Here is a 5,557-nt window from a genome sequence, read left to right as displayed (position 1 = left end):
ACCGACGACCTCACCCTGGTCCGCCCGGGTCGGGGCCGACCAGGGTGAGGTCGTCGGTGAAGTGGGCGGGCTGGCCGTACCAGCCGTGGGTGTAGACCGTCACCGAGGTCGTCGACGGGCCGGTGCGGAAGGTGGTCGTGAGCTGCTTCCACGCACCCGGGGTCTGCGTCCAGGCCGATACGTCGGTGGTACCGGTGCCGCTCGCGCCGAGGTAGACGTACGCGCCCTGTACCCAGGCGGCCAGCGTGTACGAGGAGTCGGGCCTGACGGTGACGCTCTGGGAGCAGCGGGCGTTGTCCTGTCCGGCCGGGGTGGCCTTGAGCGCGGAATTTCCGCTGTGGACGGGCGTGGTGACGACGGCTGCCGCCGAGCAGCTCCAGCCGTCGAGACCGGCCTCGAAGCCGCCGTTGCGTACGAGGTCGGCGTCCGTAGCGGCGGCGGGCGGTCCCGCGGCGAGGAAGGCGGCCGCCGCCAGGGCGGCGGCCGTGAGGAGGGACATGGCTCTGCGCACAACTGCCTCCGGTGCGTGGGGGGATGGAGCCAGGCTGTGGAAACGGGAACAGCGGCGCCCAACATGGTCCAGACCAATGCTCCTGTCAAGAGGTCCGGCCCTCCCCCGCGAGCACGCTCGCGGCCGCCTCGTGCATCGCAAGCTCCAGCACGGCCGGGTCGGTGAGGGTCCCTTCCCCGTCCGGGAGCACGGCCCAGCGCACCCCGTCGGTGGCCCGGCCGGGATAGGGGACGACGATCCAGGTCCCGCGCCCGGCTCCGCGCACCCCCGTGCCGAGCCAGCGGGACGCGGTGCCCGCGGGCACGAAGAAGCCCAGCCGGGAGTCGCCGAAGTCGGCGAGCACCGGGCCGGGCCGGTCGGTGATGAGCAGCAGCACGTCGAGGGCGGCCTGCCCCAGGTCCCCGGGCAGGATGAGCACGTCCCACAGCCGGCCGGCGGGCAGCAGGACGACCCCGAGGGGGTTGCGCTCCCACTCCCACCGGCAGGCACCGGGGTCCGGCGCCACCGATACCAGCCACTCCACTGCCGTCTTGGCCCCCGGGAACGTCATCGCCCGGCCTCCGTTCGTCTCGTGCGCGGTGAAGGGTCCTCACCGGGAGAGAGCGGGGCCGGGCGCGGCCATGACGCGGGTTTCGTCACTCCGTGGCAGTGCATCGGGTCACACGGCGACCGGCGGTGTGCGCCGGGGGCGCGCGCGTTCAGCTGTCGAAGCCGAGGCCCAACCGGTCCAGGGTCCGGAGCCACAGGTTGCGGTGCCCGCCGCGGCGGTCGGCGCGGGCCAGCGACCACTTCGTGAGGGTGATCCCGGTCCAGGCGAAGGGCTCGGGCGGGAACGGCATCGGCTTGGACTTCACCATCTCCAGCCGGGTGCGCTCGGTGTCGAGGCCGTCGAGCAGGTCCAGCATCACGTCGGCGCCGAACCGGGTGGCGCCCACCCCGAGCCCGGTGTAGCCGGCCGCGTAGGCCACCTTCCCGGAGTGCGCCGTGCCGAAGAAGGCGGAGAAGCGCGAGCAGGTGTCGATGGCACCGCCCCAGGCATGGCTGAACTTCAGCCCCTCCAGCTGCGGGAAGGCGGTGAAGAAGTGCTCCGCGAGCTTGAGGTACGTCTCGGGGCGGTGGTCGTACTCGGAGTCGAGCTTCCCCCGGTAGGGGTAGATCGCGTCGTAGCCGCCCCACAGGATCCGGTGGTCCTTGGTGATCCGGAAGTAGTGGAACTGGTTGGCGCTGTCGCCGAGCCCCTGCCGGTTCTTCCAGCCGATCGCGGCGAGCTGGGCCTCGTCCAGCGGTTCGCTCATCAGCGCGTAGTCGTAGACCGGAACCGTGAAGGGACGGATCCGCCTGACCAGCGAGGGGAAGATGTTGGTGCCGAGGGCGACCCGGCGGGCGAGGATCGTGCCGTAGGGGGTCTGGACGGCCATTCCGGTGCCGACCGCGGACATCTTCAGGCCGCGGGTGTTCTCGTAGATCCGCACCCCGAGGTCGAGGCAGGCCTGCTTGAGGCCCCAGGCCAGCCTCGCGGGGTTGAGCATGGCGACGCCGTCGCGGTCCCAGAGGCCCGCGAGGAAGGTGGGCGAGTCGACCTCGGCGCGCAGCGCCTCCGCGTCCAGCCATTCGGAGCCGCCGGCCAGGCCGAGGCGCTGCGCCTCCTCGTGGAGTTCGCGCAGCTCCTCCACCTGGTGCGGCTCGGTGGCGACGTCGATCTCGCCGCTCCGCTCGAAGTCGCAGTCGATGCCGTAGCGGGCGACGGCCTCCTCGATGGCGTCGAGGTTGCGGGCGCCGAGTTCCTCCAGCCGGGCGAGCTCGTCCGGCCAGCGGGCCAGCCCGTTGGCGAGCCCGTGGGTGAGGGAGGCGGCGCAGAAACCGCCGTTGCGACCGGAGGCGGCCCAGCCCGCCTCCTTGCTCTCGATCAGTACGACGTCCCGCCCGGGGTCGCGCTCCTTGGCGAGCAGCGCGGTCCACAGCCCGCTGTAGCCGCCGCCGACGACCAGCAGGTCGCAGCGCTCGTCCGAGGTCAGCGCCGGCTGCGGCGCGGGCTTGCCGGGGTCGTCCAGCCAGTACGAGACCGGCTTCGCTTCGGAAAGGGATTTCGCAACACTACGCATGGCGACTGGGGCCATGTCTTCCAACTCCCTACAGGGCTCTACTTCGGTTGTGCCTTCTTGCGGCGGTTGCCGACCATCTGGCCGACGAGGACCACCAGCACCGCGACGACGAACATCGCCGTGCCGATGACGTTGATCTGCACGGGCGTACCGCGCTGGGCCGATCCCCACACGAACATGGGGAAGGTGACGGTGTTGCCCGAGTTGAAATTGGTGATGATGAAGTCGTCGAACGAGAGCGCGAAGGAGAGCAGCGCGCCCGCCGCGATGCCGGGGGCCGCGATCGGCAGGGTGACCCGTACGAAGGTCTGCACCGGCCCCGCGTAGAGGTCCCGGGCGGCCTCCTCCAGCCGCGGGTCCATGGACAGGACACGCGCCTTGACGGCGGCGACGACGAAGCTGAGGCAGAACATGATGTGGGCGATCAGGATCGTCCAGAAGCCCAGCTGGATGCCCATGTTGAGGAAGAGCGCGAGCAGCGAGGCCGCCATCACGATCTCCGGCATGGCCATGGGCAGGAAGATCAGCGAGTTGACCGCGCTGCGTCCGCGGAACCGGTAGCGGACCATCGCGAAGGCTATGGCGGTGCCCAGGGCGGTCGCGGCGAGGGTGGACCACAGCGCGATCTGGAGCGACAGCGAGAGCGAGCCGCACATGTCGGCGACCCCGCAGGGGTCCTTCCACGCGTCCAGCGAGAACTCCTGCCAGGCGTAGTTGAACCGCCCGGTGGGGTTGTTGAAGGAGAAGACGGTGACGACGACGTTCGGCAGGATCATGTACGCGAGCGTGCCGAGCCCCGCGATGACGACCAGATTGCGCCGGAGCCAGGTGAGGGGTGTGCGCATCAGACCAGGTCCTCCGTCCCCGCTCGGCGGATGTAGATGGTGACCATGATCAGCACGATGGCCATGAGGATGAAGGACAGCGCGGCCGCCGTCGGGTAGTCGAGGATCCGCAGGTACTGCGACTGGATGACGTTGCCGATCATCCGGGTGTCCGTGGAGCCGAGCAGTTCGGCGTTGACGTAGTCGCCGCTCGCGGGGATGAAGGTGAGCAGGGTCCCGGAGACCACGCCCGGCATGGAGAGCGGGAAGGTCACCTTCCGGAAGACCGTGGCGGGGTGGGCGTACAGGTCCCCGGCCGCCTCGTGGAGGCGGGTGTCGATGCGCTCCAGCGAGGAGTACAGCGGCAGGATCATGAAGGGGAGGAAGTTGTACGTCAGACCGCAGACGACCGCGAGCGGCGTGGCCAGCACCCGGTCCCCCTCGGTCATGCCGAGCCAGCTGGTGACGTCGAGGAAACCGACGGTGTTGAGCACCTCGACCACCGGGCCGCCGTCGGCCAGGATCGTCTTCCAGGCCAGCGTGCGGATCAGGAAGCTGGTGAAGAACGGGGCGATGACCAGGACCAGCAGGAGGTTGCGCCAGCGGCCCGCCTTGAAGGCGATCAGGTAGGCCAGGGGGTACCCGAGCAGCAGGCACAGCACGGTCGCCGTGCCGGCGTACAGCAGGGAGCGCAGGAACTGCGGGTAGTACTCGGTGAGCGCGTCCCAGTACGTCTGGAAGTGCCAGGTGACCCGGAAGCCCTCCTCGAGGGAGCCGGTCTGCACCGAGGTGGAGGCCTGGTAGATCATCGGCAGCACGAAGAAGACCAGCAGCCACAGGATGCCGGGGAGCAGCAGCCAGTACGGGATCAGCCGCTTGCGCACGGAGGGCTTGTGCACCGGGGGTTCGGCGGAGGCGGGCGCCAGGGGCGGCGCTGTGTCGGTGGCGGGGCTGGTCACGCGCTCTCCTCGACGGTCTCGATGCCCGCGTCGATGTCCTGGGCGGCGTCGAGTCCGAAGGTGTGCTCCGGGTTCCAGTGCAGGATCACCTCGGCGCCCGGGACCAGGCGGGCGTCCCGCTCGATGTTCTGGGCGTACACCTCCAGCTCGGGGCAGACCTGGCTGTCGATCACGTACTGGGTGGAGACGCCGATGAAGGAGGAGTTCGATATCCGGCCCGGGACCTTGTTGCGGCCGGCCGCGATGGTGTGCTCCTCGTCGGCGTGGACCAGCGACATCTTCTCCGGGCGCACTCCGACCAGCAGCTTTCCGCCGGCGCGGGGTGTGGTCGAACATCGGCCGGCGGGCAGCCGGAGGGTGGTGCCGGAGGCCGAGACGACGACGTCGGACGCGGCGGACTCCACGTTCGCCTCGATGAGGTTCGAGGTGCCGAGGAAGTTGGCGACGAAGGTGGTGCCCGGGTTCTCGTACAGCTCGGCGGGGGCGCCCAGCTGCTCGACGCGGCCGCCGTTCATCACGGCGACCGTGTCGGCCATCGTCATGGCCTCCTCCTGGTCGTGCGTGACGTGCACGAAGGTGATGCCGACCTCGGTCTGGATCCGCTTGAGCTCCAGCTGCATCTGGCGGCGCAGCTTGAGGTCGAGGGCGCCGAGCGGCTCGTCGAGGAGCAGCACCTGCGGGTGGTTGATCAGGGCGCGGGCGACGGCGACGCGCTGCTGCTGGCCTCCGGAGAGCTGGTGCGGCTTGCGCTGGGCGAACTGACCGAGCTGGACGAGCTCCAGCATCTCGTCGACCTGCTTCTTGACCGACTTGATGCCGCGGCGGCGCAGCCCGAAGGCGACGTTCTCGTAGATGTTCAGGTGCGGGAACAGCGCGTAGCTCTGGAAGACCGTGTTGACCGGGCGCTTGTAGGGCGGCAGGTGGGTGACCTCCCGGTCGCCGAGGTGGACCGTGCCGGTGGAGGGCTCCTCCAGGCCGGCGATCATGCGCAGGGTGGTGGTCTTCCCGCAGCCCGAGGCGCCGAGCAGGGCGAAGAAGGAGCCCTGGGGGATGGTGAGATCCAGCGGGTGCACGGCGGTGAAGGTGCCGTAGTGCTTGCTGATCCCGGAGAGGCGGACGTCGCCGCCCGCGGTCTTGTCAGTCATGAATGGGTCCCGGGGG

General features: G+C 70.0%; 5 protein-coding genes and 1 pseudogene. All 6 read right to left on the bottom strand.

Annotated features, from left to right (window positions below; translation table 11 throughout):
* Nucleotides 1–31: 31 nt before the first annotated feature.
* Nucleotides 32–499 (bottom strand): annotated as a pseudogene (locus tag PV721_RS40720) (carbohydrate binding domain-containing protein); the annotation flags it as partial.
* A gap of 97 nt (nt 500–596) precedes the next feature.
* Nucleotides 597–1,061: a hypothetical protein gene (locus PV721_RS40715; protein ID WP_319733533.1), complete on the bottom strand. Its 465-nt coding sequence runs from the start codon at nt 1,059–1,061 to the stop codon at nt 597–599.
* Nucleotides 1,062–1,209: 148 nt separating this feature from the next.
* On the bottom strand, nt 1,210–2,628 hold the full coding sequence (locus PV721_RS40710) for an FAD-dependent oxidoreductase (protein WP_319733531.1): 1,419 nt from the start codon (nt 2,626–2,628) through the stop codon (nt 1,210–1,212).
* A 23-nt stretch (nt 2,629–2,651) separates the two neighbouring features.
* The gene (locus PV721_RS40705; protein WP_319733529.1) at nt 2,652–3,458 is read right to left on the bottom strand and encodes an ABC transporter permease; all 807 of its coding nucleotides are present in this window, start codon (nt 3,456–3,458) and stop codon (nt 2,652–2,654) included.
* Nucleotides 3,458–4,396 carry an ABC transporter permease gene (locus PV721_RS40700; protein ID WP_416371287.1) on the bottom strand — a complete coding sequence of 313 codons (939 nt, stop codon included), beginning with the start codon at nt 4,394–4,396 and terminating at the stop codon, nt 3,458–3,460. The genes PV721_RS40705 and PV721_RS40700 overlap by 1 nt, the downstream gene beginning before the upstream one ends.
* On the bottom strand, nt 4,393–5,541 hold the full coding sequence (locus PV721_RS40695; protein WP_319733527.1) for an ABC transporter ATP-binding protein: 1,149 nt from the start codon (nt 5,539–5,541) through the stop codon (nt 4,393–4,395). Before PV721_RS40695 ends, PV721_RS40700 begins: the two co-directional genes overlap by 4 nt.
* Between the last annotated feature and the right edge of the window lie 16 nt (nt 5,542–5,557).

This window comes from Streptomyces sp. MB09-01 (assembly GCF_033794505.1).
Classification (GTDB): domain Bacteria; phylum Actinomycetota; class Actinomycetes; order Streptomycetales; family Streptomycetaceae; genus Streptomyces.
This window is presented reverse-complemented; position numbering and strand designations above follow the sequence as displayed.

Excerpts from the sequence above, each read along its gene's own strand:
- PV721_RS40705 (WP_319733529.1), bottom strand. The coding sequence starts at position 3,458 with ATGCGCACACCCCTCACCTGGCTCCGGCGCAATCTGGTCGTCATCGCG.
- PV721_RS40715 (WP_319733533.1), bottom strand. The coding sequence starts at position 1,061 with ATGACGTTCCCGGGGGCCAAGACGGCAGTGGAGTGGCTGGTATCGGTG.
- PV721_RS40710 (WP_319733531.1), bottom strand. The coding sequence starts at position 2,628 with ATGGCCCCAGTCGCCATGCGTAGTGTTGCGAAATCCCTTTCCGAAGCG.
- PV721_RS40695 (WP_319733527.1), bottom strand. The coding sequence starts at position 5,541 with ATGACTGACAAGACCGCGGGCGGCGACGTCCGCCTCTCCGGGATCAGC.